At 66.5% G+C, this 22240-nt stretch carries 34 protein-coding genes; 12 read left to right on the forward strand and 22 right to left on the reverse strand.

Annotated features, from left to right (window positions below; all coding sequences use genetic code 11):
• Positions 1 to 33 precede the first annotated feature (33 nt).
• From ACO2TI_RS01230 to ACO2TI_RS01265, 8 genes are all read right to left on the reverse strand, one after another.
• On the reverse strand, positions 34 to 219 hold the full coding sequence (locus tag ACO2TI_RS01230; protein ID WP_423281597.1) for a hypothetical protein: 186 nt from the start codon (positions 217 to 219) through the stop codon (positions 34 to 36).
• Positions 220 to 233: 14 nt separating this feature from the next.
• A complete protein-coding gene (locus tag ACO2TI_RS01235) occupies positions 234 to 473 on the reverse strand; it encodes a hypothetical protein (protein ID WP_423281598.1) in 240 nt (79 codons plus the stop codon).
• Between the two features lie 10 nt (positions 474 to 483).
• The gene (locus ACO2TI_RS01240; RefSeq protein ID WP_423281599.1) at positions 484 to 1215 is read right to left on the reverse strand and encodes an HNH endonuclease; all 732 of its coding nucleotides are present in this window, start codon (positions 1213 to 1215) and stop codon (positions 484 to 486) included.
• 74 nt (positions 1216 to 1289) lie between these two features.
• On the reverse strand, positions 1290 to 2408 hold the full coding sequence (locus ACO2TI_RS01245; RefSeq protein ID WP_423281600.1) for a hypothetical protein: 1119 nt from the start codon (positions 2406 to 2408) through the stop codon (positions 1290 to 1292).
• On the reverse strand, positions 2408 to 3856 hold the full coding sequence (locus ACO2TI_RS01250) for a DUF4055 domain-containing protein (RefSeq protein ID WP_423281601.1): 1449 nt from the start codon (positions 3854 to 3856) through the stop codon (positions 2408 to 2410). Before ACO2TI_RS01250 ends, ACO2TI_RS01245 begins: the two co-directional genes overlap by 1 nt.
• Before the next feature lie 4 nt (positions 3857 to 3860).
• A complete protein-coding gene (locus ACO2TI_RS01255; RefSeq protein WP_423281602.1) occupies positions 3861 to 5156 on the reverse strand; it encodes a terminase large subunit domain-containing protein in 1296 nt (431 codons plus the stop codon).
• Positions 5128 to 5652 (reverse strand): terminase, encoded by a 525-nt coding sequence (locus ACO2TI_RS01260; RefSeq protein ID WP_423281603.1) that lies wholly within the window; start codon positions 5650 to 5652, stop codon positions 5128 to 5130. The genes ACO2TI_RS01255 and ACO2TI_RS01260 overlap by 29 nt, the downstream gene beginning before the upstream one ends.
• A gap of 248 nt (positions 5653 to 5900) precedes the next feature.
• Complete coding sequence (locus ACO2TI_RS01265) at positions 5901 to 6128, reverse strand: hypothetical protein (RefSeq protein WP_423281604.1); 228 nt, start codon at positions 6126 to 6128, stop codon at positions 5901 to 5903.
• 36 nt (positions 6129 to 6164) lie between these two features.
• Between ACO2TI_RS01265 and ACO2TI_RS01270 the strand changes: the two genes are divergently transcribed.
• On the forward strand, positions 6165 to 6842 hold the full coding sequence (locus ACO2TI_RS01270; RefSeq protein WP_423281605.1) for a DUF6988 family protein: 678 nt from the start codon (positions 6165 to 6167) through the stop codon (positions 6840 to 6842).
• Positions 6843 to 6954: 112 nt separating this feature from the next.
• On the opposite strand, the gene ACO2TI_RS01275 is transcribed toward ACO2TI_RS01270, so the two are convergent.
• From ACO2TI_RS01275 to ACO2TI_RS01330, 12 genes are all read right to left on the reverse strand, one after another.
• Positions 6955 to 7713: a hypothetical protein gene (locus tag ACO2TI_RS01275; RefSeq protein WP_423281606.1), complete on the reverse strand. Its 759-nt coding sequence runs from the start codon at positions 7711 to 7713 to the stop codon at positions 6955 to 6957.
• On the reverse strand, positions 7710 to 7961 hold the full coding sequence (locus ACO2TI_RS01280) for a hypothetical protein (protein WP_423281607.1): 252 nt from the start codon (positions 7959 to 7961) through the stop codon (positions 7710 to 7712). Before ACO2TI_RS01280 ends, ACO2TI_RS01275 begins: the two co-directional genes overlap by 4 nt.
• Positions 7958 to 8116: a hypothetical protein gene (locus ACO2TI_RS01285; protein ID WP_423281608.1), complete on the reverse strand. Its 159-nt coding sequence runs from the start codon at positions 8114 to 8116 to the stop codon at positions 7958 to 7960. The genes ACO2TI_RS01280 and ACO2TI_RS01285 overlap by 4 nt, the downstream gene beginning before the upstream one ends.
• A 220-nt stretch (positions 8117 to 8336) precedes the next feature.
• Positions 8337 to 8543: a hypothetical protein gene (locus ACO2TI_RS01290; protein WP_423281609.1), complete on the reverse strand. Its 207-nt coding sequence runs from the start codon at positions 8541 to 8543 to the stop codon at positions 8337 to 8339.
• Positions 8543 to 9034, reverse strand: a complete 492-nt coding sequence (locus tag ACO2TI_RS01295; RefSeq protein WP_423281610.1) for a hypothetical protein — start codon at positions 9032 to 9034, stop codon at positions 8543 to 8545. Before ACO2TI_RS01295 ends, ACO2TI_RS01290 begins: the two co-directional genes overlap by 1 nt.
• Positions 9031 to 9633, reverse strand: coding sequence for a hypothetical protein (locus ACO2TI_RS01300; protein ID WP_423281611.1), 603 nt, complete (start codon positions 9631 to 9633; stop codon positions 9031 to 9033). Before ACO2TI_RS01300 ends, ACO2TI_RS01295 begins: the two co-directional genes overlap by 4 nt.
• The gene (locus tag ACO2TI_RS01305) at positions 9630 to 9860 is read right to left on the reverse strand and encodes a hypothetical protein (RefSeq protein ID WP_423281612.1); all 231 of its coding nucleotides are present in this window, start codon (positions 9858 to 9860) and stop codon (positions 9630 to 9632) included. Before ACO2TI_RS01305 ends, ACO2TI_RS01300 begins: the two co-directional genes overlap by 4 nt.
• A complete protein-coding gene (dnaB, locus tag ACO2TI_RS01310) occupies positions 9857 to 11278 on the reverse strand; it encodes a replicative DNA helicase (protein ID WP_423281613.1) in 1422 nt (473 codons plus the stop codon). Before dnaB ends, ACO2TI_RS01305 begins: the two co-directional genes overlap by 4 nt.
• On the reverse strand, positions 11275 to 12192 hold the full coding sequence (locus tag ACO2TI_RS01315; protein WP_423281614.1) for a hypothetical protein: 918 nt from the start codon (positions 12190 to 12192) through the stop codon (positions 11275 to 11277). Before ACO2TI_RS01315 ends, dnaB begins: the two co-directional genes overlap by 4 nt.
• Positions 12189 to 14699, reverse strand: a complete 2511-nt coding sequence (locus ACO2TI_RS01320) for a DNA methyltransferase (protein ID WP_423281615.1) — start codon at positions 14697 to 14699, stop codon at positions 12189 to 12191. The genes ACO2TI_RS01315 and ACO2TI_RS01320 overlap by 4 nt, the downstream gene beginning before the upstream one ends.
• Complete coding sequence (locus ACO2TI_RS01325) at positions 14696 to 14941, reverse strand: DUF7220 family protein (RefSeq protein WP_423281616.1); 246 nt, start codon at positions 14939 to 14941, stop codon at positions 14696 to 14698. The genes ACO2TI_RS01320 and ACO2TI_RS01325 overlap by 4 nt, the downstream gene beginning before the upstream one ends.
• A 124-nt stretch (positions 14942 to 15065) precedes the next feature.
• Positions 15066 to 15461 (reverse strand): hypothetical protein, encoded by a 396-nt coding sequence (locus tag ACO2TI_RS01330; protein ID WP_423281617.1) that lies wholly within the window; start codon positions 15459 to 15461, stop codon positions 15066 to 15068.
• A 57-nt stretch (positions 15462 to 15518) separates the two neighbouring features.
• Between ACO2TI_RS01330 and ACO2TI_RS01335 the strand changes: the two genes are divergently transcribed.
• Positions 15519 to 15692, forward strand: coding sequence for a hypothetical protein (locus ACO2TI_RS01335; protein WP_423281618.1), 174 nt, complete (start codon positions 15519 to 15521; stop codon positions 15690 to 15692).
• A 5-nt stretch (positions 15693 to 15697) separates the two neighbouring features.
• On the opposite strand, the gene ACO2TI_RS01340 is transcribed toward ACO2TI_RS01335, so the two are convergent.
• A complete protein-coding gene (locus ACO2TI_RS01340; RefSeq protein WP_423281619.1) occupies positions 15698 to 15847 on the reverse strand; it encodes a hypothetical protein in 150 nt (49 codons plus the stop codon).
• A gap of 24 nt (positions 15848 to 15871) precedes the next feature.
• Positions 15872 to 16081 carry a hypothetical protein gene (locus ACO2TI_RS01345; protein ID WP_423281620.1) on the reverse strand — a complete coding sequence of 70 codons (210 nt, stop codon included), beginning with the start codon at positions 16079 to 16081 and terminating at the stop codon, positions 15872 to 15874.
• 102 nt (positions 16082 to 16183) lie between these two features.
• Between ACO2TI_RS01345 and ACO2TI_RS01350 the strand changes: the two genes are divergently transcribed.
• From ACO2TI_RS01350 to ACO2TI_RS01395, 10 genes are all read left to right on the forward strand, one after another.
• Positions 16184 to 16801, forward strand: a complete 618-nt coding sequence (locus ACO2TI_RS01350) for a hypothetical protein (protein WP_423281621.1) — start codon at positions 16184 to 16186, stop codon at positions 16799 to 16801.
• Positions 16798 to 17049: a hypothetical protein gene (locus ACO2TI_RS01355; protein ID WP_423281622.1), complete on the forward strand. Its 252-nt coding sequence runs from the start codon at positions 16798 to 16800 to the stop codon at positions 17047 to 17049. Before ACO2TI_RS01350 ends, ACO2TI_RS01355 begins: the two co-directional genes overlap by 4 nt.
• Positions 17050 to 17201: 152 nt before the next feature.
• On the forward strand, positions 17202 to 18227 hold the full coding sequence (locus ACO2TI_RS01360) for a hypothetical protein (protein ID WP_423281623.1): 1026 nt from the start codon (positions 17202 to 17204) through the stop codon (positions 18225 to 18227).
• The gene (locus ACO2TI_RS01365; protein WP_423281625.1) at positions 18224 to 18415 is read left to right on the forward strand and encodes a hypothetical protein; all 192 of its coding nucleotides are present in this window, start codon (positions 18224 to 18226) and stop codon (positions 18413 to 18415) included. The genes ACO2TI_RS01360 and ACO2TI_RS01365 overlap by 4 nt, the downstream gene beginning before the upstream one ends.
• 110 nt (positions 18416 to 18525) lie before the next feature.
• Positions 18526 to 19011 (forward strand): hypothetical protein, encoded by a 486-nt coding sequence (locus ACO2TI_RS01370; protein ID WP_423281626.1) that lies wholly within the window; start codon positions 18526 to 18528, stop codon positions 19009 to 19011.
• Positions 19008 to 20210 (forward strand): hypothetical protein, encoded by a 1203-nt coding sequence (locus tag ACO2TI_RS01375; protein ID WP_423281627.1) that lies wholly within the window; start codon positions 19008 to 19010, stop codon positions 20208 to 20210. The genes ACO2TI_RS01370 and ACO2TI_RS01375 overlap by 4 nt, the downstream gene beginning before the upstream one ends.
• 85 nt (positions 20211 to 20295) lie before the next feature.
• Complete coding sequence (locus ACO2TI_RS01380; RefSeq protein WP_423281628.1) at positions 20296 to 20520, forward strand: hypothetical protein; 225 nt, start codon at positions 20296 to 20298, stop codon at positions 20518 to 20520.
• Position 20521: 1 nt separating this feature from the next.
• A complete protein-coding gene (locus ACO2TI_RS01385; protein WP_423281629.1) occupies positions 20522 to 20731 on the forward strand; it encodes a hypothetical protein in 210 nt (69 codons plus the stop codon).
• An 88-nt stretch (positions 20732 to 20819) separates the two neighbouring features.
• Positions 20820 to 21479, forward strand: coding sequence for an ATP-binding protein (locus tag ACO2TI_RS01390; protein ID WP_423281630.1), 660 nt, complete (start codon positions 20820 to 20822; stop codon positions 21477 to 21479).
• 34 nt (positions 21480 to 21513) lie between these two features.
• The gene (locus ACO2TI_RS01395) at positions 21514 to 22215 is read left to right on the forward strand and encodes a hypothetical protein (RefSeq protein ID WP_423281631.1); all 702 of its coding nucleotides are present in this window, start codon (positions 21514 to 21516) and stop codon (positions 22213 to 22215) included.
• Positions 22216 to 22240: the final 25 nt, after the last annotated feature.

Consider the following 22240-nt stretch of genomic DNA (forward strand, 5'->3'; position numbering starts at 1 on the left):
GGGCTCAGTGGGTGTTCGGTGCGTGCTGTGGCGCTACGGGTGCTGGGCGCCCGTGAAGATGTGGCAGCGGCCGTCGATGGTCCGGGCGAGCACCTCGCCTTCGTTCGTCTCGGGCACGATCTCCTGGCCGATCAGCCGGCCGAGGATGTCTCGGTGCTCCATCTGGACCGTCGCGGGGCGCGTCTGCGGCTTGCCGTCGACCATGACCTCGATCTCCATCAACCTCTCCAGGTTCAGGCGAGGATCACGCGCTCGCCGCGCATCATGCAGAGGTAGCAGGCCAGCTGCCTCGTGCCGCCCTTGGTCTTGCCGGCTTGGAACAGCACGCCGCTCTTGACCTCGATCACCTCGCGGCCGCCGCAGCGCCTGCACTGGATCATCGAGGCCGGCTTCGGCTGCGCGGCCACGCGCCGGCGCACCTTGGTGGCGGCAGGCTCTTCGGTGGGCGGGACGAGCTTCAGGCGGGTCGGCACGGTTGGCAGTCTACGCCGGTCGGTTTGCCTTGACGTGGCCCCAGTTCTGGCCCGTGCTGATAGCTGAGATCAGCGTCTTCCTCACTCCGTAGTCGGCCGCGATCAATCGGTGCGGCTCACGACACAGCAGGCGTCGCTTGATCTCAGCCACCTGAGACTCGTTCAGCTTCGCCCGCGGGTTGTTCGATCCAAGCACGAGATCCTCGCGCGCCTTTTTCCTCGGCTCGTCCTCGAAGGTCAGCAGCGTCTGCCGCTGCTTGATCGCCCGATCCGCCCGCATGTGGCAGGTCTTGCACAGCGTCACGAGGTTCGCCGGCCGGTTCGCTCGAGGATAGTCGGTGAACTCGGAAAACGGCACCTTGTGGTGCACCTCAAGAGCTTGGGCCCAGCGCGCTTCGTGCTCCGCTTGGGTCATGTGACAGTGCTTGCACTGGTACCCATCGCGCTTGCGGATCGACTCGGCGACCTGCGCCCAATCCGGCCCGCGATAGGACTTGTTGCGCCGCAGGCAGGAGCCCTTCCACATCGGGTTGTTCGGGCCGACCCACTGGTCTCGGGTTTCCTTCATCCGCTTCGCGGTGCGGCGACCCTTGGCAATATGAGCGCACTCAGCGGAGCAGCTCTCGCGCCCGGTGTACGCCTTGAACACGCCGAGCGACGGCCTGAACTTGAGCGGTGTGAAGACCGCGCCGCAGATGGCGCAGGTGTGAGGGAGCACCCTCGTAGAATTCTTCTCAGCCATCGCGACTCCAACTAGTCGAAGTGGTTAGAGCCTCGTCGGTGTTGGTAGCACCTTCGGGGCTCGCCTATTTTCGGTCAGACCCCCGCTTTGCGGAAGGCTGCGGCATCCCTTTCTCGCAGGTCATCGAGGTCCAGGAACGCGCCTTTGTCGGTCCAAAAGCGATCGATCTGCAGGCCGCCCTTTCGCAGCAACTGACCGCGCGTCGGCCCGAGCACATCGTCTTGCCGTGCTGCGCTCTGGCGCAACAGCCATTCCTTGTACGTGGTCGCGGCCGGCACAGTGCCGTCCATCGAGGCCCGATCACCTGGCGGGAGTTCGTCCACATCGATGCCGAGCTCGCGGTACGAGCGCGTGATCGGGATCTTCGTGCTCCGGCAGCACCAATGCGCGCGGCCCGGTCCGCCCATCCACTTCAGGTTGTGCCCGATCGGACGATGCGTGACCGGGTGGTACTGCTTGCCATCACGCGGCACACAGATCTCGACCGTGGTCCGCGCATCAAGCACGCTGGTCCAAGCTAGTGCCTTGATCAGATCCTCGTTCTCGGCGAAGAACCGATCCTGCACAAAGCCGGCGACGTGCGAGACAGCGGTCCTGACGACTGCCTCCGCATGTCGCCGATCAATCTCGATGATGCCGTCCTGATAACCGCGCGCCCGAGTTCCCCGGATGCGCTGGACGATTTGCTGAATCGTTTGCCCTTCCACGTAGCCGAGCCGGATGGCGTCTCGAATCCGCGCGCGCCGCCCTTCTTCCAAGCTGCTTGCCCACTCCATGAGTAGCCGGCCGCGCATCGGTTGCGACAGCGCGGCACCGTAGACCTGCTCGACCGCGATCTGCGCGATGCCGACCTGCGCGATGACTTGCGACGGGATCACCGACTCGAACAGCTGACGCTGGTAGTTCGCTTCGTAGGTCGCCAGCTCGCGCAGCTCGACGGTGAGCTCGCGGCCGACCGCCTCGTAGGCGCGCAGGTTGATCGCGCGGATCGACCCGAGCAGCATCTCGAGGCGCTCGACGGTGAAGGATTCGGCCGGCAGCCGGTCCAGCGCCCCTTGGAGGGCGGCGGCGAGCTCGGCGTCAGCGCGGTTGAGGATTCCGATCAGGCGACGGACGACACCCGTGCTGTAGCGCTGCAGGTTGACCTGATGCGCGATCTCCTCCTCGCGCAGTTCGAAGTTGACGGAGGGCATCAGGCCCCCGCTGGTTCAGGTCGCCGGTTCGGGTCCTCGGTTGGGTCCGGCAGTGTGCCCAGCGCTGGGCCCTGCTCCTCGATTCGATCCTTCTCGGTGTCCCAGTCCACATCGGGCGACAGGATGCCGCGGCGCTGCAGCTCCCCGTGGTAGGTCTCGTCGCTGATCTTGCCGGCCTTCGCCGACTCCAGCAGCAGCTGCGCGGAAGCTTCGGCCAGCGTCGCCGCGCCGAAGTCGTTGAACAGGGTGACGTGGCCGCCCTGCTCGAGCTTGAGCCACTCGGCCATGTACTGCAGCGCCAAGTCCAGCGCGTCCTCCAGGCCCTGCACGATGCGCTGCAGCGCGCACATGCCGACGGCGTTCTCGGTCGTCACCTCGGTGGCCGTGATGACGCCGGGCTTGATCACCAGCAATTCGGCGCCGGCCTGGCGCATCTCTTCCTTGAGGTCGTCCAGGCTGGTCTTGCCGGCAGTGATCGCGGCGCCACTGTGCTCCGTGAACTTCATGTCGGCGTTCATCGGCAGCTTCACGGCCGCCGAGCTACCGACGGTCAGCTTCCACTTCTCGTCGTCGATGCCGATGATGGTCAGGATCGGCACGCGCGCGACGTGCAGCAGGTTGTCCTGGTCGCTCTGGCTCTGCCAGTGCTTCACGTTGAGGTGCGCCAGCTCGAGCATCGGCGGCTTGGCAACCATGAAGCCCAGGCGCTTGCCGTAGACGGGCACGAACGGCACGAAGTCGAGCGTGGTCACGCCCTTCTTGTGCTGGATCCACTCGTCCTTCTGTGTGCCCTCGCCCTTGCGGTAGGTCGACCACTTGCCGGGCTCAAGGACTCGGATCTGCGTGACCTCGGCCGCGCCGAACTCCCCGTCATCCTGTTCGACCGTCTCGAAGAAGCGCAGCTGCAGCAGCTTCCACTCGCCCTTCTCGCGCCGCGCCTTCCAGCCGAGGATCTGCGTGCACCGGATCTGCACCAGGTACGGCCGCAGGCCTGCCTTTCGCTCGGCCGCCATGGTGGTGACGCCTTGCGCGTTGCGTTCGACCGCGGCCTCGTTGGCGTCCGGGAACTCGACCAGGATGCCGGCCAGGCCGAAGCCCAGCGCCGCCTCCATGATGTCCGACGCGAACGCATCGAGGTTGCGACCCTGAAGGTCGACGTCGTCGAGCAGGGCCTGAATCTGCTCCGGCACGTCCTCGCCCACCGTGATCGGCTTGCTGAAGGGCTTGCCGGTCAGAGTCTCGACGGTGCGCGTGTACGCCGGGAACAGCACCGAGACCTTGCGCCGGAAGTCGTAGTCCTTGTCGTCCTCGTTCGGCCACTTCGGCAGCAGCGCCTCGCCCGCCGCGCGCATCGTGTCGGTGCCGCCCAACAGAGAACCCACCAGGGCCCAATGCTTCTCCATCGCCAGCACGGCGGGCGACTTGTCGGCGACGGTTTTTGCTGCCATAGGTTCAGGCGCGCAGGCGCTCGACAGTTGCGGTGCGACGCACGATCGGCCACTGCTTCACGAGGAAGTAGCCGCCGGCGTCGTTGACGTGATCTAGCCCGGCCTTCTTGTCGGGCTCCCCGCTCTTCGGGTCGTAGATCTGCTGCTCGAGCGCCTCGGTGAAGTTCGGGCAGTGCCGGGTGTTCACCTTCAGCCGGCGCTCGCCTTTGTCGTTCAGGATCAGGGCGTTGACCGCGTTGACGCGGTCCTTCACAGCCGGGTTCGTGGGGTTCACGACGACCGGCAGGCCGGCCTGCTTCAGGATCGACAGGTCCGACTCGCTCGCATCCTTCGAGCTGGTGTTCTGGCCACTGGCGTCCGGATAGACGCGGATCTCGTGGCGGTCCTTCGCTTCACGGCCGGTCTGGTACCGGTCCTTGAGAAGCTTTGCCATCGCCGGCGTGTCGCGCACGCCCGTGTGCTCGGCCAGCGCCAGCGGCGCGCCATCTCGCACGACGTACACAACGGCCGCCATCTTGTTGACGTTGAAGTCCATGCCGATGTGCAGCACCTCGCCGGGCTTGATCTCGGCGTCGGTGTGGTTCAGGCGGCGGTCGAACTCTGGGTAGACCGACCCGCTGGCCAGGTTGACGAACCGGCCGCGCAGGTAGGCCTCGATCAGCTGCGGCGGGTAGCTGGCGCGCAGCGAGTCGATGTAGTCGTCGGGGAGGTTCGCCTCGTTGTCGAACGTCGAGGCTTGCACGATGCCGTACAGCCCGCCGAGCTTCTCGGGCTGCTCCGCCACTTCCTTGACGAACTGCCGGTAGACGAACTTGAAGCCCTCGGGCGTCGTCGTGACGTCGATGCCGTTGCGCAGGCCAGGCACCGAGTAGCGCATGCGCGCGATGATCTTCCGCCACGCCAGCGCCGCCTTGTCGATCTTCAGCAGGTCCAACTCGTCGACCTGCGCGTGCCCGATCTTGAAGCCGGCGATGTCGCCCGGGTTCTCCATCGAGCGGCAGATGATCGTGGTCCGGTACCGGCGCCCGCTGTAGACGTGGACCTCTTTGTTCGACTCGTTGACCTTGATGGTCAGGTTCCAGTCCTGCGCGACCTCGTCGATCGTCGGATAGAAGATGTCCCGGATCATCGGGAACGTCGGCGCAAAGTAGCCGGCATTGATCCGTGGCCGTTCCCACGCGTGCTTGCACAGCGCTGCGCCACCCGCCCAGGTCTTCCCGCCGCCGAAGCCGCTGACGAACGCCCGGTACTTGCGCTCGAGCGCGAGGAACTCAGCCTGCGGTTCGTTGAGCGTCGGCATCGTCACTGCGCCGGCGCGCGCTCTTCACCTCCACCACGACCTTGACCGGCGGCGGCGCGTCGTCGTTGCCGTCCGTTGAGTCCGGCTGCCGGCGCCAGCGCGTGGGCTGGCGGTTCCACAACCAGATGCCCGCCGCCTGCGTGTCCGGCGGGTAGTGCCGCGTCACCCGGGTCTTCGTGATCTCGCCTTGGTAGGACGTGATGACGATTTCCTCGTGCGAGTAGCCCCGGGCGCGGTGATGCAGGCTCGCGGCCACTTGGCCGTCGGCGATCACCTTCCCGCGTGTGAGGGACTCCAGAAACTCAGGGTGCTGCCGCTTGTACGTGTTGAACGTCGCGACGCTGACGCCGATGACGGGCGCCATCTCCTCGTCGGTGAGACCGAGCAGCGCCAGTTCGTAGACCTGACGCAGGAAGTCGGGTTTGAACTTGGTCGGTCGCCCGACCTTCTTTGCCGGCGGCGCCTTCTTGCGCGCCGGCGCCTTGCGTGTGGCCATTGGAGTTCCTTTCCGGCATCCACCGGGCCCGCCATCCAGCGGGGTTGAAGGAAGCGATGGGTGGCTGCTTCGGCCACGTCCGGGGCGCCACCGGGGCGCCACCGGTTACCGGGACAAGCCCGGCAGCAGCCGGCCGATTCGCTCTCGCACCGGCTTGCCCGTCGGAGTGCGCGTCGGGGGAGATCCACCGCCTGGGTGACCACTCGGCCCCAGGCAGACCCGCGCCGGCTGCGGGCGATGGCTTCGGGTCAGGTGCAGCGCGCGAAGGCGCGGCGGTCGAACTCGGTGACGTACAGGCCACTGATCGCCGGCTTCGCGGTGCTGCTGGGCGCCGGCCGGCTGGGCGGTTGGCTCAGGGTCTTCGCCATCCGGTCGAACGCATCGGCGCGCAGGCCGGCTGCCGGTCGCATCGAAGTGCTGTCGTCCTCGTCCGGTGCGAGCTGATCGTCGACGGCGGTGCTGCTGACGTTGTCCATGCGTACCTGCCTTTCGCGATGGAGTAATGTCGCGGGATGGACGACAAGGAACTCGAAGGCTCGTTCTGGGAGCAGTTCGACAAGGCTCGCGACCTGACGAAATGGGTGCACGGCCTTTTGGGCAGAGGTCTGCGAATCGCGCCTGACCCCATAAGCTGTACGGCCGCAGCTCTGTACGGCCTCGGGCACCGGCACTTCGATTCGATGCTGACTATCCTCAGCACCGACCTCAACCTCGCCGGATCTGCTTTCGCGTTAGCACGGCCCCAGCTGGATGCCTATGTGCGCGCCGAGTGGCTCATGACCGCTGACGACCCGGAGGCTGCCCTCAAGGAGTTCCGCAGTGGCGACCGCCTTTTCACGCGCCCCCTCGCCAACCTGGCGATGGCGAAGCGCGGCGCGGAGTACACCAAGGACTTGACCCAGATGCTCGACACGAACCTCAACCTGCTGCACGGCCTCACGCACGGAGGCAAAGAGCAAATCGACAGCTGGTACGACGGTGAGCGCCTGGGGCCTGCTTATCGATTCCGAGACATGATGGCGATGGTCGACATCGGCTGGCGCTTCGCACTCAAGTGCGGCATGGGTGTCGCAAGTTGCTCGACAACTCCGTCATGGGCACAGTCGCTCTATGAAGATGCGACCGGGCGCATGCCGCGCTTGTTCAATGACGTTCTCGCCGAGCTAGGAGCGAAAGAGCCCGCCAAGTAGCGGGCTTCGAAGACACCGACCCCTCGAAGGTTCGCAGGTCCAGCCTGCTCAGGCGATGGCTCGCCGGTCGGATTCACTCAGCGGGACGCACCGGGCTGAGCGTGCCGCAATTCTAGGCAGGTCTGCCGTCACCCCGCAAGTAGCGTCTCATCTGACGGTCGATCTCGGCCAGCATGCTCTCCATTTCGGCCAGCAGGTGCTGGGCGAACCAGCGCTCGACGGCATCCTTGCCCAGGTTCGTCTTGCGCTTGCCGCTGCCTGAGCAGGCCCGGCAGATGGACTGCACGGAGCCGTAGCCGCCATTGCGCCCTCGCCCCTGGCACGAGCTGCAGGTCGGGTCGAGGAAGACGTTCAGCACGCGGCCGGCGAGCCGCACGACGTCGGCGTCGTTCTGCATGAAGTGGCGCCGCGTCGCCTGCACGCACGCCCAGCGCCCCAGGGCGGCCTTCGTGGCGTCGAGGCTCTTCATGCGCTGCAGGATCAGCAGGCGCGCCGTGACGTGCGCGGCCTCGGCTTGGCGGCGCATGGCCTCGGCGTCGGATCGCATGCGCGCCGCCCTGTACTCGGCGGCCTCCACCTCTTCCTGCTTCGCCTCGGGTTTGAGCTTCAGCACCTCGGCCGCGGCTTCGATCTGGGCGTCAATCGCTTTCGCCGCGCGCACGATCTCGACGTTGGCCAGGTGCTGCTCACTCTTGACCGAATCGAACTCGCAGGCCAGCCGGTAGAGCATCGTGCCAAGCGTCTCGTGGCACCAGCCGGCCGCGATCAGCATGTCGACGTCGCCGCGTTGCTCATCGACCTCGAGGTCGCTGCTGCGGATGGCGCGCGTGTAGCGCTCCTCGACGGTGGGGCGGTCTTCGGTGCCGGTCATGGTGTCGTTTCCTTCGGATGAAGCAGGTCCCACCACTCCCACACCAGCAGCTTGGACTGCTTCACGGGGAGCTTCGGGAAGATGCGTTGAAGCGCGTCCCTGAGGTCGTCGGGCTCGCCCTTCTCGATCGCCTTGTAGGCGGCCAGTGACTTGGCCAGCATGCGGGCCTTGCAGCCCTCGCACGTCAGCGTGTAGACGCAGTGGCAGCAGCCCTGCCGCCGCGCGTCGGCGCAGTCCTGGCAGGTCATTCGGTGATCCTCACGACGCGGAAGCAGCGGCCGCCGAGGTCGAGCAGCTGGCCGACGTGGAACTCCAGCGGCAGCGGCGAGTGGCGGCTCTGGGCGATCGAGATCTCGACGACCTGCCAGTTGCCTCTGCCTCGCGGGCGAAGGGTCAGCGTCATGCTGGCAGCCTGATACCCGCCTCGCGGTGCTTGCTGCCGTCGCGATCAGCGTGCCGACACTCGGCATACATGCATGGCGGTGCCTCACAGGGATACGCCGGCTGCCAGGTCAGCGGCTGGTCGACGGGTGAGGCGTCGGCCCGCGCCTTCGAGTGCGCTGCGCACCGATCGCCGCGGCTGAGGCAGGCGTAGAAGTGCAGATGGCTGCCGCAGAGTTGCGTCATTGCACGCGACCCTCCACCAACAGCGCCCACACGCACGCGAGTGCGATGGCGAGCTCGTAGAGCAGATGGAACACGGCCGCGCGCCGCGTCGGGCGCTTCGCGTCGCCCCTCGGCAGCACGTCTTTCGACAGTGCCGCGAGGCTCGCGCCGGCGCAGATGCCGTGCAGGACCATGAAGAAGACCAGCAGCGCGGTCGAGACCATCAGAATGCCTCCAGCAGCTCGGGGTTCAGGACTGCGGCGGGACGCGGCAGCGAGTCGGATACCGTCACCGCGACGGCCAGCGCGGGCCACGCGTGCGACTTGACGCCGTAGGTGCCGCCGGGCGCCCTTTTCGTGCCAGGAGCGCCGAGGCGGTCGATGAGCGCCTGTCGGATGTTTGAGTCCTTCGCGCGCGGCGAGCCGCACAGGTGCAGCTTCACGTCCTTGCGGTAGACCAGTCGGACCTTTCCGGGCTCGGCGAACTGCTGCTGAAAGCGGCCGATCCACACGCAGGTCTCGAAAACCTCGCGCCCGACGGCCATGCCGTAGCTGGCGACCATCTCGATCGCGAGGAGGTCGAAGCCGACTCGCTGGTAGAGCCGCGTCAGCATTGCGTCGTTGGGTTCGACGCCGCTCTCGATGACCTTGCCGAGGCCGTAGCGGCACCAACCGCTTTCTGTGGTGCCGGGGTCGATCGCGAGGATGGTCGTCATGCAGCGGCCTCCTCGAGGTAGCGACCGACGCCCATCGACGCGAACCCGCCGATCACAGGCCCGTCGACGCGGTACCGCTCGACCTGGCACGGCGGGCAGCTGATGTGCTTCGCGGTGTCCATGCCGACGATCTGCGCCGGCTTCTTCGCGGCAGGCGTCTTCACCGGCGCGGGCAAGAGCTGCTTCGGCGCCGGCTTCGGTGCCAGCTTCAGCGGTTCGACCTGCGGCGGCGGCTGGGCGACGCGCTGCGCCTTCGGCACCCACACCTGCTTCTTCGGTGTCCAGCCTTCGGCGCGGCGCTCGTGGTGGCGGCGCCGGCGGCGCGCGTTCACGTGCTCGCTGCGCCCCTCCTTGTTCTGCCGCTGCAGCTCGGCCGCCACCGGCGCCCAGGCCTCGGCCCACTCGGCGCGCGCGAAGTACTTGACCCATCGCGTGTGATGAGGGCCAGCGCGGAACACGCGGCCCTGCTTCGTCAGCTGCGCCATCACGACGCTGCGGCTGGTGAAGTGCATCTCGACCGCAGCGAAGATCTGCTGCGCACCGCAGCCGGACTCGCCTGCCGTCGAGACGAAGAAGAGGATGTGTTCGATGATGGTCATGCTGCGATCACTCCGTTGCCGCGGATCCGCGCTTCGATCAGCTGCCGGTAGCTGCGCACGAGTTGGTCGGCCTGCTCGCCGGTCAGGTTGCGCCGCACCGTCGCCATGCCCGGCTGGTTCTCCAGGAACGCGGCCATGCCGGCGTTGTCGGCCTGCTCCTGGGTGCCGACGATCAATCGGTGGTTCTGGTGGTCCCACAGGACCACGTGGACGGGCGATTCGCTCATTCGAACGACTCCTTTCGGGTTCGGACCTGGCTGGTCGGGATCGGCGTGTCCTTCGGCCAGGGCATGAAGCGCACGTTCTCGCCGACGAACATGCTGGGAACCTTCCCGATCGCGCCGTCGCGCAACTTCGCGACGATCAATTCGGCGTAGTACTTCCACTCATCGCCGAGGTCTGGCTTGTAGTAAATCGGCCGGTGCACGAAGAGCACGATGTCTGCGTCCTGCTCGATGTCTCCGGACTCGCGCAGGTCGGGCAGCATCGGCGTCGGATCCGGGCGCTTCTGCACGTCGCGGTTGAGCTGCACCAGCAGGATCACGACGGCGCCGAGTTCCTTTGCCAGGCGCTTCAAGCCGCGCGTGATCTCGCCCACCTGCTGCACCCGCGGCGCCTTCGGGTCCGTGGGCTCCATCAGGCTGAGGTGGTCGACGACCAGCACGCGGATGCGGTGCTTGCGCTTCGCCGCGCGCGCCTTGCTGCGCAGCTTGTTGATCGTCAGGCCCGGAACGTCGTTGACGAACAGCGGCAGGGTCCGCAGCTTCTCGACGCTGTCGGTGACGTTGCCCCAGTCGTAATCGCGCAGGCGCTCGGGGCGCTTCAGGCGGCTGAGGTGGATGTGCGACTTCATCGACATCATCCGGGTCCACAGCTGCTGCCGGGGCATCTCGCCGGTCCAGAACGAAGTCGGCTCGCCCGCCTCGGCCGTGGCCAGGCTGATGGTGGCGCCCAGCGCGCTCTTGCCCATGCTGGGGCGCGCGCCGATCACGATCAGCTCGCCGGGCCGGCCGCCGCCATCGAGGCGCTCATCGAGCTCAGGGATGCCCAGCGAGATCACGTCGAGCTTCTTCTGGCCGGTGGCGACGTCGCTGATGTGGTCGACGAGCTGGACGATGCCGGCCTCGGCTGGCTCCCAGTCGTCTTCGCGCACGCCAGCGTCGATCGACATCAGCTTCTGGACTGAGTCCTCGAGCAGCGTTTCCAGCGCGGTGCCGTTCGGGTTGAAAGCGGCTGTCGCGATCTCGTCCGCGTTCGCAACGAGGCGCCGCAGGATCGACTTCTCGCGCACCATCTCGGCGTAGCGCCGTGCGTTCGAAGCGCTGGGCACGCTCTGCGCCAGGTCGTTGAGGTAGGCCCGCCCGCCGGCGTCATGCAGCTTGCCCTGCCCTTCGAGGCACTCAGCGACCGTCACGACGTCAGCCGGCTTGTTCGCGTTCACGAGCATCGCGATCGCCACGAAGATCAGCCTGTGCTCGTGCCGGTAGAAGTCAGCCTCGACGAGGATGTCGCCGACGCGATCCCAAGCGAAGTTGTCGATCAGCAGCCCGCCCAGAAGGGACTGCTCGGCCTCCCGCGAGTGCGGCGGCACGCGTAGGCGCGCCACAGCGTCGTCATCGCGCTGCATGGCTTCCTCCCGCGTCATGCGGCGGCCTCCTGCGTTTTCTCGATTACCTGCTTCATGCCGCGCGCGCTCAGCAGGTACTCGACGTCCGGCTTCCAGTTCTCGTGCCCGGCGCCGCGCGGGGTGCGGCCCATGACGAAGTCGTTGTCACGCGCCCGGCTGAAGTACTGGTCGATCCAGGCCAGAGCCTGCTCCGCCGTCTCCGCGCGGCGCGTGCCGTCGCTCTTGCGGCTGGAGAGAACCCAGCCCCAGAAATCGCGCATCACCTTCTGGCGTCCCTTCCAAGTCGGCCCGTCGCGCAGACGGACCTTGGGCAGCTCGGGAAGGAGGCGGTGGTAAGCGTCGACGATGGCGTCGTACGGGCATGGGACCGTGGGCCTCTTCGGGCCGCCCTGGTCGGCGGCATCGCCGACGAGACCGAAGGTCTGTTCCTGCTCCTGATCCTGCTTCTGTTCCTGTTCCTGTTCCTGTTCCTGTTCCTGGTTAGCGACAGGGTTCGGCAACGGTTTCGAAACGGTTTCCGAAGGATCGAGAGGCTCAGGCTCCAGGCCTACTGCCCAGCCCTTCTCGGCAAGGAAGTCGGCGCGCCAGGCGCAGTTGCGCGGCACCTGGTGAACCACCTTCGCGGCGGCCTTGCGCTGGTTCGGGTTCTCGGGCGGATTCCACTCGAGGTGCTTGAAGATCCAGACCCAGTTAGTCCGGTCGCAACGGGTCGCGAAACCGTTCTCCAACAGTTCCGCAAACCCTTTCGCAACCCTTTCCGGGGTCCACTTCGTGTCCTCGGCGACATAGCCGTCGGGCAGCCTGAAGACGCCCGCGATCGTGTTGTGCGAGCAGGTCATCAGGTACAGCGCGAGAAGCTTCCCGTCATCGCTGAGGCGCGCGACGGACTCGCTTGACCAGAAGGCGCTGTGGACGCGGCCGTAGTCCCTCATGCTGCCTCCTCGAAGTCGAAAAGCGTCGGCATCGCGTGCTCGCGCTCCGCCGCCTGCAGGTAGTGCACCTGGTCGCGGAAGTAGTCGGCGTTCAGCTCGCTGCCGCCGGCGCGCCGACCGAGCTTGATGGCACGCACGCCGACCGTGCCCAGCCCGTGGAACGGGTCATAGACGAGGTCGCCGAGGTTGCTGAAGCGCTCGATCAGTCGATCGACGATGTCGAACTGCAGTGGGCAGACGTGCTTCTCGACGGCGCGGTTCGCCTGCTCGCCGTTGAGCGTGCGCATGCGTGCGACGTCGGTCCAGACGTTCGGATCCGGGCTGCCCTGCGCCAGGCAGGCGAACAGCTTCGGCAACGCGTCGCGCTCGGCCAGCGCCTCGCCGATGGCGACGTGGCGCTGGTAGTCGTACACGTGCCGCAGGCTGTCCGCGTGGAAGAAGCTCGGCAGCTTGCCCGGGCCCATGGCGGCCATCTCGTCGGCCGTCAGGAGACGGTCGCCGCTCGAGCGCCAGTAGTTGTGCGCGTCGACCTGCCAGCGCGCGAGGCTGTAGCTGTCGGGCGTGTGCTTGACCGGCTCGTCCGCATAGCCGCGCGCCAGGTCGGTCTGGGGCTTGCGGAACACCAGCACGTACTCCGAGCACCCGGTGCCCATCTTCGTGCCGTCCTTGAGCATCTCGCTGTAGCCCAGGCGGTAGGTCTGATTGTTCTCGCGCACCACGTCGGTGGTGACGACGATCGAGCAGATCTTGTGCAGGCCGTGCTTGCGGAGATGGAACGCGGCTTCCTCGTGGAAGTAGTCCATCGTCGGCGCGCCGAAGCCGGTCACGCTCTGGAACAGCACGCGGTCCTTGACGTGGATGCACGCCATGCGGCCGGGCTTGAGGATGCGCACCAGCTCAGGCGTCAGGAAGTCCATCTGCCGCCAGAAGTGGTCGTTGCCCTCGGTGTGGCCGAAGTCGTTGTATGACGGCGTGTATTCGTAGTGGTTCGCGAACGGGATCGACGTGACGATCAGGTCGACGGAGTTCGCCGGCCGGGCCCGGGCTTCGAGCACCGCATCGTTGTGCGCGACCTCGAAGCGCTCGCCGGTGACGACGCGGCGCTCCACGCCGATGGTCCTGGCCAGCGAGTCCTGCATCGCCAGGTTGTCGAGGCCGTAGGTGCGCACGAGCTCGGCCATGGCGACCTGCTGCTCATCGTGGCGGCGCCACTTCGCCTTGAGGCTGGCGACGATCTCGCGCTCGGCCTCGGTGTGCACGATGTCGATGCGGCACTGGCCCTGCTGGCCGAACCGATAGACGCGGTGCACCGCCTGGATGAAGTCGTTGAACTTGTGCCCGATGCCCGCGAAGATCTCGCGTGCGCAGTGCCGCTGGAAGTTGCAGCCGCTGCCGGCGATCACGGGCTTGGTCGACAGCAGGCGGAACTTGCCGTCGCTGAAGTCCATGATCCGGTCCTCGCGCTCGTCGAGGTCCTGCGTGCCCCACACGCTCACCGCCTCGGGAATCGCCTCCTGGATCGCGTGGCGCTCGTCCTCGAGGTCGTGCCAGACGATGAAGTGATCCTCGGGCGACTCGGCGATCAGCTCGCGCACCTTCTCCACGCGCGCCGGCATGCTGTCGCGCTTCTCGCGCGCGGCGGCCGGCAGGTTCATGGCGACGTCCTGGATCAGCAGGCCCTGCCCCACCTTGTCGGCGCCGGCGGCACCGTAGTCGCTCGGGATCTCGTGCCAGCGCACGTCGAGCTCAGGCAGCACGTAGCCGGTGTCGTCGTGGCCGAGGTCGCTGGGCTTCGTGATGAACACGGCCCAGCTCGCCACCCAGAGCCAGAACTCCTGCACCTTGTGCGGGTACAGCGTCAGGTTGCCGGCCTTCTCGCTATCTCGTTGGAAGAAGCGTGTCAGGGCCTGGCCGGTGTCCATCACGCCGAGGTAGCCGGCGTAATGGATCAGCTCCTTGTAGCGGTTCGGGTCCGGCGTCGCGGTGGCGACCTCCTTGAACTCCACCGGCGCGAAGGCGGGCAGGAACTCCTGGTAGGTCTTCGAGCCGAAGCTGCGCAGGATGCTGGCCTCATCGAGGCCGGCGGCGCGGAACAGGCTCGGCGTGACCTTGCCCTCGCGCACACTCTCGTAGTTCGTCAGGTAGATCGTGCGCTCGTCGCCGATCTCTTCGTCGCGGCGAATGAAGCGCAGGTCGATGGCGTGGTCGCCGGTGAAGCGCAGCGCGGCCTCGCGGAAGAACTCCTGGCGCACGCCGAGCGGCAGTACCTGCAGGCGCAGGCCTGGTCGGTGCACGCCGATCAGGCGGTGCCACTCGAGCTGCGTCGCGGTCTTGTGCAGGCCGAAGCTGGCGAACACCGCGCGGCTGCCGCCCTTGAGCATCCAGCGCACGATGTCGCGCGTGTGGGGCTTCAGCGCCGGGTTGATCTCCTCCGGGTCGACGTCGAAGCCAGTGAAGCGCGCGAGGTTGATCTTCTCGCGCAAGAACTGCAGGTACGGATCGGTCACCGTGCAGCCTCCGCGAGCCGGCGTGCGGCACCCTGAAGACGCGCGTTGAACCAGCGGCGCAGCACGTAGCTGCGCACCACGCTGATGACGGTGAACCACGCACCGATCGCGACGTTGGTCGACAGAGGCACATGGATGCCGAACAGAGGGAAGATGGCCAGCTGCGACGCCAGCGCGACGCCGTAGCCGATCGCCACGTTCAGCAGGGACTCGATGAGCGAGCCGAGGCAGGTCTGATTCATGCGGCATCCCTCTCTGCGTGCGCCACCGCACCGATGCCGCACAGACGATCGGCGCATGCTGCGGCGGTGCGATGTGTGGCCGCGATGGCGGCGGCGGGCGAAGCGAGGTCGCCTTGCTTGCAGTTCATGCGCCCTCCTTCAACGTGGGCAGCACGCGCGACAGCTCGGCCAACAGGCGCTCGGCGCTGCTGATGGCACGCGCGCGACGGCCTTCGTCACCACCGCCCATGAACTTGGCAGCGAGGTACTCCATGACCGCAGCCACGTCGCCGGTCTCGGCGAGGTAGGCCTCGAGGTCGTCGCAGTTGAAGCGCTGGGTGTCCTTGTCGTCGGGATCGACCCCGGCGGTCAGCTTGCGCGACAGCATCGAGGGCGACATGTCCATGCCGGCCGCGATCGTCTTGGCCGGCTTGGAGTGCACGTTGACCCGGTGCGCGAGGTAGGCCCGCAGCGTCTTGAATCGCTCCGGCAGCGCCGGCTCGAAGTTCAGCGTGAGCTGGGACACGGGAACTGACGTCATTGCGTGTTTCCGTCTGTTGCCGTCTGCGCGGCGGGCAAAAAAACGAGACTGCTTCGCATGGACACACGCAAAGCACGAGAGGCAGCCCGCGCAGACGAAGACCTGCAGTCGTGGCTGCGCCACTGGTTCGCCGTCGCGGCGAAGCGGTTCGAAGACCAGGCAAAGGCGATCGACGGCGAGGCCGACGAGCTGCGCGCGCACGCCGAGGCAGTCAGGCGATGGGCGGCGTGATGCATTCAGGCCGCCTGCGGGCCGGTGAGGCCCTCGTCGTTGGCCGCTTCCCGCGGCAGACGGCACTGCGCGTCGATCGCCATGACCAGCGGCATGCCGCGGCCGAACGAGACGAACGGCACGCCGTGCTCGCAGCAGGCCTTTGCCAACAGCATGGACGGGGACTGCGGGGCCATGGGTTAGGCCGCCTGCTCGTCTCGGACCGCGGGGCCCGGCGCCGGCGTCGGGAGGCCTTGGGCCTTGCGATAGAGGGCTGCCTGAACCCGGTCCACGATGCGCGGCGGAAGCACGTCTGGCCACTTGTCGACCGCCTGGTAAGTGACGCCGATCGCTGCGGCGGCCGCGGCCGTAGTTCCGCCCAGCTGTTCGATGGCTTCGGTTTTCAGCATGACTCATTGAACCATAGTTCACGCATGGATGCAACCATAGTTCAGCAACCGCGAGCGCTGCGTATCCGATATCTCCTGCGCAGTGACGGCACACTCTCAACCATGGTTGATGACAAGGACCCCGCCAAGGACCACGAGAAGGTCGAGTACGGAAAGCGGCTGCGCGCAGCAATGAAGGCAGCCGGCAACATCGGCGTGCCCGCCTTGGCCGCGGCGCTGGACATCAGCTACACCGGCGCCAAGAAGCTGTTCGACGGCCGGGCTACGGCAACGTGCAGGAACAACGCCTTCGTCGCGCGCTTCCTGGGCTGCGACTCCGACTGGCTGGCCACCGGTGAGGGCGAGATGCACTCGACCAGGCAGTGGCCTTTCCGCCGAGTCACCCCGGCGATCTGGTTCCACACGCCAGAGAACATGCGCAACGCCGCCGAGGCGCTGGTTATGAGCGAGGGGCGCCGCCTGTTCGAGATCGCAGCCAAGGGAACGACCGCTAAGCTCGCGGAGCAAGAAGCGTGGTTCAAGGACATTCGGGCTGAGTACCAGCGCGAGACGCAGGCTACCGGCTATGTCCCCCCGGAGGAGCCGAACGAGGCGCCTCCTCCAGCGCCATCACCGCCCCCGCCGCGCGCGAGTGCTGCGCCAAGGGGTGGCAAGGTCAGGGGCACCGGGTTCGATCTTGGTGCGAAGCCTCAAGCGCGGTCGAAGAAGGCGAAGCCATGAGGCTGGAGCTGGTCCGCGGCCACATCTCGGCAGTGACGATCGAGGCGCTCGAGCAGCTGCTCGAAGACGCGCGGGCGGGTCACTACACGGGGTTCGTGATCGCCCTAACCCGCCCGCGTCGGCGCTTCTCGGTCCACTGCGTGGGGGAGGCCTGCGAGTCCCCGACATGGAGCCGGGGGATGTGTTTGTCGATCGATGATGAACTGCGGTCGATGATTCGAGAGGACGATCGGCCAACAGGCTTTTAGGGAACCGGATCGGCGATGGATGACAGGCCCTCGCCAACCGTGAACGATGACGCACACACCGCTTCTTTTGGCCGTCTCCCCCTCTTCTTCGTGGGCCGCCCCAGTTGACATCGCCCACACACTGGCGAGCTTAAGCCCTGAAGCAACACGAGATGAAGACCGCCTTTATCGCTGCCCTGGCGGCGGCCGCGTTGGCCGGATGCTCTACCGAGCCGGCCGGCACTCGCCTTGAGCCGACCGGTGTCATCGTCGCGAGCCAGCCCGGCACGATCACCGGCGACCCGCAGATCGTCCGCGACGGCGACGAGTGGTTGATGTACATGTTCCGCACCGCCAAGGGCGCGCCGCACGTGCGCACGCTCTACGCGACCGCGAACGGCCTGCGCAACAAGTGGAGTGAGCCCGTCTCGCTCGAAGGCCTCGACGGATATCACAAGTTCGTGGTGCTGACCGATGAGCACGGGCGCCCGGCGCGCATCGGCGGCGCCTACCACGGTTACGCCGCGAGCTTTGACGGCGACCTGGCCAGCAAGTCGATCGCCCATTTCTCGGCACCGGGGCTGAAAGGGCCATGGAGCCGCACCGGCACGGTCATCGCCAAGGGCGCGCCGGGATCTCGTGACGGCTTCAGCACCGACACGCCCTCGGCGGTGGTCAAGGACGGTGTCATCGACCTGGTCTACATGGGCGCGCCCGACCAGCCCTTGCCGCTATTCGGCCTGGCCGAGCGGATGCTGCGCGCGACCGCCCCGAACCCTGCGGGCCCGTTCGCCAAACAGCCCGACGACGTGATGCTCCCGTCGACCGACGTCAATGCCTGGGATCACGGCTGGCTCGGCGGCGCCCAGCGCATTCGGCTGAGCGACGGCTCGTGGATGATGGTCTACAACGCCGGGAGCTCACGGCCCGAGCGGCCGGGCGAAGAGCCGTTGACCAGCCGCATCGGCTACGCCTACGCGCCCACCCATCAAGGCCCCTGGACCAGGGACCGCGGCAACCCCTACCTGTCGCCCAGCCCGCAGAACCCGATGCACGTTTGGCGCGGCTTCATGGCCCAGGAAGACGGCGACTGGCTGCTCTTCTACAACTTCGGCTCCGGGACCGAGCGGATCACCTATGCTGAGCCATTGACTTGGTGGGGCGCGGCGGTAGAGTCGCTGCAAAGGACACAGCAATGATGGCATCCGAATCGCCGATGGAGCAGCACCCGAGCTTGGGCTCGGGCGTTGTCGTAGGCCCATGGTGGACCGGCCGCAACATCACGCTGTACCTATGTTCCGAGGTCGATCCCTCACGCATCACGCGGATCGATGTGGATGACGACTTCCATAAGACGGTGACCGAGCTGCCGGCCTTGGATCGCTGACCAAGCCCAGCGCTCTCCGACCAAGCCCGCCTTGAGCGGGCTTTTTCACGTAAGCACCCCACTACGTACCTCTATAGGTAATCGCTGCGCACGCCCAAAATGAACCATAGTTGCATCAACGCTTGAACTATGGTTCAATGCGTTCACGGTTCAACGAACAGGGGACTCAGATGGCAGCGATGCACCAGCCGGCAGACCGGTCCTTCTGGCCGGGCGAGGCCCACGGCAGCCCGATCAAGGACGCCGAGCGGCACCTGAGGCTCATCGACCAGCGCGACGCTGAGGCGATCGATGCACGGACCGTGCTGGCGCGCGAGTTCGACCAGGCGGTGATCAGCGGCCCGCAGACCGTGATCGCGACGCCGGGTCTCGGCCCGCAGCGCCCGCGCGCCACGCTGGCCTACGTGATGGGCGACGACCTTGCCGGCCCCGACAGGCACTTCGACGACCTGTTGCGCATCGCTGCGATGGCGGCGTGCGATTCGACGTGCCCTGCCCTGCAGGCGGCGGCGCAGCTGTTCTGGCGCGGCGCGCGTGACCGCTATGTGGCCTTCCACGAGGAAGAGATGGCGATCGAGATGGGGGGCGCGGCATGAACACGGTCCTCTTCGAGAACCCCGGCGAGATCGACATCCGTTCGATCAGCACCTTCGGCGTGAGCGTGAAGGAAGGCAGCAACCCGATCGGCTTCTTCGGCACTGGCTTGAAGTACGCCATCGCCGTGCTGCTGCGCCTGAAGCACCAAATCACGGTCTACAGCGGCGAACAGGTCGTGACCTTCGGTCTGTCGACCGAATCCGTCCGCGGACAGGTCTTCGACATCGTCACGATGCAGGTCGGCGACGGCGAGCCTCAGCACCTCGGCTTCACGACCGAGCTTGGCAAGACGTGGGAGCCGTGGATGGCCTACCGCGAGATCGCCTGCAACTGCAAGGACGAGGGTGGCACTGCGACGCGCGCGCTCAACTACCCAGCGCCCGAGGCCGGACGCACCAAGATCATTGTCGAGGGCGACCTCTTCGCCGGCATCCATTCGGACCGGCACATGTTCCTGCTCGAGGATCAGGCCTACGCCGTTGCCGACACGGTCGAGATCCGGCGCCGCACCGGCCCCGGCTTCTTCTACCGCGGCGTGCGTGTTCAGACGTTCCCGAAGTCCGGCCTGTTCACGTACAACGAGACCGGGCACCTCGAGCTGACCGAGGACCGCACCGTCAAGCATCAGTGGATGCCGGCGCACCGCATCGCGACCGCGCTACTTCGCAGCGATGACGAAGAGATCCTGCGCACCGTGCTGACGGCGCGTGAGGACACGCTTGAGGGCGTCCTTGACTTCGACGGCTGGTCGGTCGAACCGAGCCCGACGTTCCTGAAGGTCGTCGGCGACCTCACCGCGCACAAGGTATCCGGCATCAACGCCACGGCACTGCGTGTGTGGAAGACGCACACGAAGTCGGAGATCAAGCCACGCGAGATCACGCTGACGCCGGTGCAGCGCAAGAGCCTCGAGCGAGCCATCACGTTCTGTGAGGGCTGCGGTTGGCCAGTCAGCGCCTACCCGATCAAGGTCGTCGAGGCACTGGGCGATGGCGTGCTCGGTCTCGCCGAGAGCGGAACGATCTTCGTGTCGGAACGAGTCTTCGAGATCGGTGGCACGAAGCAACTGGCCGCGACGCTGATCGAGGAGTTCCTACACCTGCGCCACGGCTGGAAGGACTGCACGCGTGAGCTGCAGAACTACCTGTTCGAGAAGGTCGTCAGCCTCGGCGAAGAGGTTGCGGGAGAGCCGCTGTGACCGCTGCCAACCCCATCCTGATCGTGCTGCTCGGCACGTTCGACGCTGTGCTCTGGACGCACGTGGTGCTGAAGGCGGTGTCGCTGTGAGCACGCCGATCGACACCCGCCTGCACCGCTGCACCGAAGTGCCGGCCTGCATCGGCGAGGAGTGCCGCCAGGGCCACGAGGCCTGCCCGCACCCGGAGCGCTGCAAGGCCGACCTCGACGACATGTTCGACACCGCGCGCGGGATCGTTCTCGCCGTCGTCGTGCTGCTGCTGTCGATCGCCGCGAGTGCTGCGCATCCGGGCGCGTTCTTCGGAGGCTGACATGGCCGCGACCAACGACACCACGCGCCGCCACCCGCGGACCCGCGAAGAAGCCTTCCCGGATCCGATGGCTTGGTGGCAAGGACCGAAGGAGCCGACCGAAGTGATCGGAGAGAGCTGGAACTTCCGCCGCACGCGCCGCGTGCGCATCGCAACGACCCCGAGCCTCGCGCGCCGCCTCCTGCGGCTGGTGTGGCCTTGGGCGAACTGACCCGCCGTCATGGACGGCGCCGACCCCTGGCAGCTACAGCAGCAGCTCGAGCAACAGCAATACGAAGCACAGCACGAAAGGCAAGCACATGAGCATCGCAACTCTGATCCTCGGCGAGTCGGGCACCGGCAAGAGCACGAGCCTTCGCAATCTCGACCCCAGCAAGACGCTGCTGATCCAAGCGATCCGCAAGCCGCTGCCGTTCAAGTCGACCGGTTGGAAGGTTCGCCCGTCGCTGAAGGCTGAAGGCAACGTCATCCAGACCGACAACCCGGAGTTGATCGAGCGCGTGCTGCGCTCGTCCGGTGACGAGATCGTCGTGATCGATGACTTCCAGTACGTCATGGCGAACGAGTACATGCGCCGCAGCGACGAGAAGGGCTTCGACAAGTTCACGGACATCGGCAAGCACGCCTGGAACATCCTGCGCGCCGCGTCCGATCTTGCTGACCGGCGCCGCGTCTACATCCTCGCGCACACGCAGAGCGACGACACCGGGCGCGTGAAGATCAAGACGATCGGAAAGATGCTCGACGAAAAGATCACCGTCGAAGGCATGTTCACCATCGTCCTGCGCACGGTGGTCCGCGACGGCTCCTACCTGTTCGCGACGCAGAACAACGGCAGCGACACCGTCAAGTCGCCCATGGACATGTTCGCGGACCAGCTGATCGGCAACGACCTGGCCTCCGTCGACGAATCCATCTGCTCCTTCTACGGCATCGAGCCACTGAAGGACGCCGCCTGATCACCCACCACGCACAGCAACGAAAGGAAGCACTGTGTACGCACTGAACACCGACCAGGCACGCAAGGCCGATCAACACGGCAGCGTCATCCACGAGACCGGCAAGTACATCGGCACGTTCACGCGCGCCGAAGACGTGAAGGCCTCGAGCGGCACGCAGGGCATCGACTTCTCGTTCGTCAGCCGTGACGGCCAGAAGGCCCGCTTCGCGCTCTACACGAAGAAGAGCGACGGCACCGTCATCAGCATCGGCTTCGGCTTCGTCATGGCGCTGATGACGTGCCTGAAGCTGCGCGACATCAAGCCTCAGACGGTGCGCGTGAAGAAGTGGGACTCGACCGCCAATGCCGAGATCGATGTCGACGCCTCGTGCTTCCCCGACCTGATGAACAAGCCGATCGGCGTGCTGCTCGAGGCCGAGGAGTACGAGAAGAAGGGCGGCGGGATCGGCACACGCATGGTGCTGGCAGGCGTCTTTCAAGCCGACACCGAGCTCACCGCGAGCGAGATCCTCGACAAGAAGGTCAAGCCCGAGCAGCTGAGCCGCCTCGTTTCCAGGCTGCGCGACAGGCCGATCAAGACGTCCAAGAGCTCCACGAAGCCCGCCAGCAACGGCCAGGGTGGCGGTGGCGGCTCGTCGTTCGACGACATGGACGACGACATTCCCTTCGTGACCGCATCGCCGGCCTTCGACATGGCCGCACCGAGCGCTCGTCGCATGTCCCGCTACGCGTGAGCAGCCACCCCCAAGGAGATCATCC

This window comes from Caldimonas sp. KR1-144, assembly GCF_049446155.1.
GTDB lineage: Bacteria > Pseudomonadota > Gammaproteobacteria > Burkholderiales > Burkholderiaceae_C > Rivibacter.

What these genes read in the sequence shown, in the direction of transcription:
- ACO2TI_RS01230 (WP_423281597.1), bottom strand. Translation starts at nt 219, where the DNA reads ATGGAGATCGAGGTCATGGTCGACGGCAAGCCGCAGACGCGCCCCGCG.
- ACO2TI_RS01240 (WP_423281599.1), bottom strand. Translation starts at nt 1,215, where the DNA reads ATGGCTGAGAAGAATTCTACGAGGGTGCTCCCTCACACCTGCGCCATC.
- ACO2TI_RS01245 (WP_423281600.1), bottom strand. Translation starts at nt 2,408, where the DNA reads ATGCCCTCCGTCAACTTCGAACTGCGCGAGGAGGAGATCGCGCATCAG.
- ACO2TI_RS01250 (WP_423281601.1), bottom strand. Translation starts at nt 3,856, where the DNA reads ATGGCAGCAAAAACCGTCGCCGACAAGTCGCCCGCCGTGCTGGCGATG.
- ACO2TI_RS01255 (WP_423281602.1), bottom strand. Translation starts at nt 5,156, where the DNA reads ATGCCGACGCTCAACGAACCGCAGGCTGAGTTCCTCGCGCTCGAGCGC.
- ACO2TI_RS01260 (WP_423281603.1), bottom strand. Translation starts at nt 5,652, where the DNA reads ATGGCCACACGCAAGGCGCCGGCGCGCAAGAAGGCGCCGCCGGCAAAG.
- ACO2TI_RS01265 (WP_423281604.1), bottom strand. Translation starts at nt 6,128, where the DNA reads ATGGACAACGTCAGCAGCACCGCCGTCGACGATCAGCTCGCACCGGAC.
- ACO2TI_RS01270 (WP_423281605.1), top strand. Translation starts at nt 6,165, where the DNA reads ATGGACGACAAGGAACTCGAAGGCTCGTTCTGGGAGCAGTTCGACAAG.
- ACO2TI_RS01275 (WP_423281606.1), bottom strand. Translation starts at nt 7,713, where the DNA reads ATGACCGGCACCGAAGACCGCCCCACCGTCGAGGAGCGCTACACGCGC.
- ACO2TI_RS01280 (WP_423281607.1), bottom strand. Translation starts at nt 7,961, where the DNA reads ATGACCTGCCAGGACTGCGCCGACGCGCGGCGGCAGGGCTGCTGCCAC.
- ACO2TI_RS01285 (WP_423281608.1), bottom strand. Translation starts at nt 8,116, where the DNA reads ATGACGCTGACCCTTCGCCCGCGAGGCAGAGGCAACTGGCAGGTCGTC.
- ACO2TI_RS01290 (WP_423281609.1), bottom strand. Translation starts at nt 8,543, where the DNA reads ATGGTCTCGACCGCGCTGCTGGTCTTCTTCATGGTCCTGCACGGCATC.
- ACO2TI_RS01295 (WP_423281610.1), bottom strand. Translation starts at nt 9,034, where the DNA reads ATGACGACCATCCTCGCGATCGACCCCGGCACCACAGAAAGCGGTTGG.
- ACO2TI_RS01300 (WP_423281611.1), bottom strand. Translation starts at nt 9,633, where the DNA reads ATGACCATCATCGAACACATCCTCTTCTTCGTCTCGACGGCAGGCGAG.
- ACO2TI_RS01305 (WP_423281612.1), bottom strand. Translation starts at nt 9,860, where the DNA reads ATGAGCGAATCGCCCGTCCACGTGGTCCTGTGGGACCACCAGAACCAC.
- dnaB (WP_423281613.1), bottom strand. Translation starts at nt 11,278, where the DNA reads ATGACGCGGGAGGAAGCCATGCAGCGCGATGACGACGCTGTGGCGCGC.
- ACO2TI_RS01315 (WP_423281614.1), bottom strand. Translation starts at nt 12,192, where the DNA reads ATGAGGGACTACGGCCGCGTCCACAGCGCCTTCTGGTCAAGCGAGTCC.
- ACO2TI_RS01325 (WP_423281616.1), bottom strand. Translation starts at nt 14,941, where the DNA reads ATGAATCAGACCTGCCTCGGCTCGCTCATCGAGTCCCTGCTGAACGTG.
- ACO2TI_RS01330 (WP_423281617.1), bottom strand. Translation starts at nt 15,461, where the DNA reads ATGACGTCAGTTCCCGTGTCCCAGCTCACGCTGAACTTCGAGCCGGCG.
- ACO2TI_RS01335 (WP_423281618.1), top strand. Translation starts at nt 15,519, where the DNA reads ATGGACACACGCAAAGCACGAGAGGCAGCCCGCGCAGACGAAGACCTG.
- ACO2TI_RS01340 (WP_423281619.1), bottom strand. Translation starts at nt 15,847, where the DNA reads ATGCTGTTGGCAAAGGCCTGCTGCGAGCACGGCGTGCCGTTCGTCTCG.
- ACO2TI_RS01345 (WP_423281620.1), bottom strand. Translation starts at nt 16,081, where the DNA reads ATGCTGAAAACCGAAGCCATCGAACAGCTGGGCGGAACTACGGCCGCG.
- ACO2TI_RS01350 (WP_423281621.1), top strand. Translation starts at nt 16,184, where the DNA reads ATGGTTGATGACAAGGACCCCGCCAAGGACCACGAGAAGGTCGAGTAC.
- ACO2TI_RS01355 (WP_423281622.1), top strand. Translation starts at nt 16,798, where the DNA reads ATGAGGCTGGAGCTGGTCCGCGGCCACATCTCGGCAGTGACGATCGAG.
- ACO2TI_RS01360 (WP_423281623.1), top strand. Translation starts at nt 17,202, where the DNA reads ATGAAGACCGCCTTTATCGCTGCCCTGGCGGCGGCCGCGTTGGCCGGA.
- ACO2TI_RS01365 (WP_423281625.1), top strand. Translation starts at nt 18,224, where the DNA reads ATGATGGCATCCGAATCGCCGATGGAGCAGCACCCGAGCTTGGGCTCG.
- ACO2TI_RS01375 (WP_423281627.1), top strand. Translation starts at nt 19,008, where the DNA reads ATGAACACGGTCCTCTTCGAGAACCCCGGCGAGATCGACATCCGTTCG.
- ACO2TI_RS01385 (WP_423281629.1), top strand. Translation starts at nt 20,522, where the DNA reads ATGGCCGCGACCAACGACACCACGCGCCGCCACCCGCGGACCCGCGAA.
- ACO2TI_RS01390 (WP_423281630.1), top strand. Translation starts at nt 20,820, where the DNA reads ATGAGCATCGCAACTCTGATCCTCGGCGAGTCGGGCACCGGCAAGAGC.